The following is a 3692-nucleotide window of genomic DNA, read 5'->3' on the forward strand; positions in this document are numbered from 1 at the left end:
ATCACGCCCGCGGAGGGTCTGGCGCTGTTCGACTCGGCGCTGGCCGCGGACCGGGCGAACCTCGTACCCGTCAAGCTCGACCTGCCGGCGGTGCGACGGTCCGGGACGGTGGCGCCTGTCCTGCGTACCCTCGTCCCTGCTCCTGTCCCCGCACCGGCCGCAACCGGTCTTCGTCAGCTGATCACCGCCGGAGCCGGCGCGGAACGCGCCGTCGAGACCCTCGTCCGTGAGGTGGCCGCCCGGGTCCTGGGCGCGACCGACCCCGCCGCCATCAACCTCGCCACCCCCTTCAAGGATCTCGGGTTCAGCTCGCTGACAGCGGTTGAACTGCGCACACGGCTGACGGCCGAATCGGGTGTGCGGCTGCCCGCGACGCTGGTCTTCGATCACCCGACCCCGGCCCGGGTGATCGAACTGCTCCGCCGTGAGCTCCTCGGCACCGCCGAGGCGCCGGCCACCGAGACCCCGGCCGTCGTCGCGGCGGCCGACGAGCCGATCGCGATCGTCGGCATGGCGTGCCGCTACCCCGGCGGGGTGCGCAACCCGGACCAGCTGTGGGACCTGGTCGCGGCCGGCGGCGACGCGATCGGCGAGTTCCCCGGTGATCGCGGCTGGGACGTCGACGAGCTGTTCGACCCGGACCCGGAGGTGCCGGGCAGGAGCTACACCCGCAACGGCGGGTTCCTCTACGACGCCGCCGACTTCGACGCCGGGTTCTTCGGAATGTCACCGCGCGAGGCGCTGGCCACCGACCCGCAGCAGCGCCTGCTGCTGGAGACCACCTGGGAGGCGTTCGAACAGGCCGGGCTCGACCCGGTCGCGTTGCGCGGCTCCACCACCGGTGTCTTCGTCGGCGCCATGGGCTCGGACTACGGCACCGGCCGCAACGCGCCGCCGCCGGAGGTCGAGGGGTACCTGAACGCGGGCACCGGCAACAGCGTCGCCTCGGGCCGGGTGGCCTACACGTTCGGGTTCGAGGGCCCGGCCGTCTCCGTCGACACCGCCTGCTCCTCGTCGCTGGTCGCGCTCCACCTGGCCGTCCAGTCGCTGCGCTCCGGCGAGTGCGACCTGGCCGTGGCCGGCGGCGTGACAGTGATGTCCGGCCCGAACACCTACATCGAGTTCTCCCGGCAGCGCGGGCTGTCCCTCGACGGCCGGTGCAGGTCGTTCGCGGACGCCGCCGACGGCACCGGCTTCTCCGAGGGTGTCGGCCTGCTCGTGGTGGAACGGCTGTCCGAGGCGCGCCGCAAGGAGCACCAGGTCCTGGCGATCATCCGTGGCTCCGCCGTCAACCAGGACGGCGCCTCCAACGGCCTGACCGCGCCCAACGGGCCGTCCCAGGAGCGGGTGATCCGCCGGGCGCTCGCCGTCGCCGGTGTCTCCGCCCGCGACGTCGACGTGGTGGAGGCGCACGGCACCGGCACCACGCTCGGTGACCCGATCGAGGCGCACGCCCTGCTCGCCACCTACGGCCAGGACCGCGACCGGCCGCTGCGGCTCGGCTCGCTGAAGTCCAACATCGGCCACACCCAGGCCGCCGCCGGTGTCGGTGGCATCATCAAGATGGTCCAGGCCATGCGACACGAGATGCTCCCGCGCACCCTGCACGTGGACGAGCCGTCGTCGCACGTCGACTGGGCCTCCGGCGCCGTCGAGCTGCTCACCGAGCCGGTGCCGTGGCCGCGCGACGGCCGGCCCCGCCTGGCCGGCGTCTCGTCCTTCGGGGTCTCCGGCACCAACGCCCACGTCGTGATCGAGGCCGTGGACACCGGCGAGGAGGAGCCGCGGTCCACGCCGGCTCCGGCAGCCCTTCCGTTCGTGTTCTCGGCGTCCGGCGAGGAGGCGCTGCGTGCCCAGGTGGAGCGGGTCGGTGCGCTGCTGGACGCGGGTGCGGACCCGGTGGATGTGGCGTTCTCGCTGGTGTCCGGGCGTGCCGTGCTGAGCCGCCGTGCGGTCGTGGTGGCCGGGCCGTCGGGCCGGCCGGAGCTCTCAGGCGTGGCTCCCGGGCGCTGGGTGGGATCGGAAGCGGTGTTCGTCTTCCCCGGCGAGGGGTCGCAGTGGCTGGGGACGGCGGCCGAGCTGATGCGGTCGTCGGCGGTGTTCGCCGAGCGTATGACCGAGTGCGAGCAGGCGCTGGATCCGTGGGTGGACTGGTCGCTGACCGAGGCGCTGTCCGACGAGTCCGCGCTGCGCCGCGCCGAGGTCGGCGAGCCGGTCCTGTTCGCGGTGACGGTGTCGCTGGCCCGGCTGTGGATGTCGCTCGGCGTGCGGCCGCGTGCGGTGATCGGTCGCGGTCAGGGCGAGATCGCGGCGGCCTGCGTCGCGGATGCGCTGTCGCTGGACGACGCGGCGAGGCTGGCCGTGCTGCGGTCCCGCGGTGAGGTGGCCGCCGTACGGGCGGGCACATCCGAGGTGGCGTTCTGTTCGGCGGTGACCGGCGGGTTCGCGGACCCGGCCGAGCTGGACGCCGAGCACTGGTTCCGGGAGCCCGCCGGGTACGAGGACGCGACGCGGGCACTGCTGGCGGACGGCAACCGGGTCTTCATCGAGTGCGGCCCGCACCCGGTGCTGGCGCCGGCGATGGTCCGCGACACCCCGGCGGTCACTGTCGGCTCGCTGCACCGCGACGGCGGCGGCTGGGACACCTTCCTGCGTGCCGCGGGCGAGGCGTTCACCGCGGGCGTCACTGTCGACTGGCGTGCGGCCCTCCCGGCGGGCGGGCGGCGGGTCGGCCTGCCGACGTACGCCTTCGAGCGCACCCGGTACTGGCTGGAGACACCCCGCACGACCGGCCCCGCCGATCTCGGCCAGACGGCGACCGGGCACCCGGTGCTGCGGGCGGTCGTCGAGTCGGCCGGCACGGGGGAGATGCTCTTCACTGGCAGCCTCTCGCGCAGGGCGTTCGGCTGGCTCACCGATCACAGCGTTCACGGCACCGTCCTCGTGCCGGGTGCGGCCATGGCCGACTGGGCACTGCACGCGGGACGGGTGCTCGGCAGCCCCTGCCTGGAGGAGCTGACACTCGAGTCCCCGCTCGTCCTGCCCGAGCGCGGCGCCGTAATGGTGCAACTCGCCGTCGCCGCGGACCGGACGTTCGTGCTGTCCTCGCGCACCGGGGACGAGCCGTTCGTCAGGCACGCCGGCGGATCGCTGACCACCACCCCCGCGCAGCCGGGCGACGTCGAGCAGGCGTGGCCGCCGGCCGGCGCGAGCGAGGTGCCCGCGGCCGGGCTCTACGACTTCCTCGCCTCGCTCGGGTACGGCTACGGGCCGGCGTTCCGGGGCGTACAGCGGGTGTGGCGGCGCGGCGACGAGGTGTTCAGCGAGATCGTGGTCCCGGAGGCGGCGCGGGGCAGCGGCTATGTGCTGCATCCGGTGCTGCTGGACGCGGCTCTGCACACTGCCGGAACCGGCTTGTTCGGCGACGGCCAGGTGTTGCTGCCGGTCGGGTTCCACGGCGTGAGCACGGTCGGCGGGGCGCCGGTGGCACTGCGGGCCCGGGTTCGGCGTATCGGGGAGGACGGCCTGGAGGTCGCCCTGTTCACCGCGGAGCGCGTGGTGGCGACGGTGAACGGGGTGGCGCTGCGGGCCGCGCCGGCGGCGGCGATGGTGCCGGTGCGTGACGCGTTGTTCGAGGTGGTGTGGGAGGAGCTTGCTGCGTCGGTGGAGCGGTTGGCGCCGGGGTCGGTGGT

1 protein-coding gene is annotated in these 3692 nt (G+C 74.2%); it reads left to right on the plus strand.

Annotated features, from left to right (window positions below):
* On the plus strand, nt 1-3692 hold a 3692-nt coding region (locus ACFQV6_RS44060), incomplete at both ends, for a beta-ketoacyl synthase N-terminal-like domain-containing protein (protein WP_378033709.1).

This window comes from Actinoplanes sp. GCM10030250, assembly GCF_042666575.1.
Lineage (GTDB): Bacteria > Actinomycetota > Actinomycetes > Mycobacteriales > Micromonosporaceae > Actinoplanes.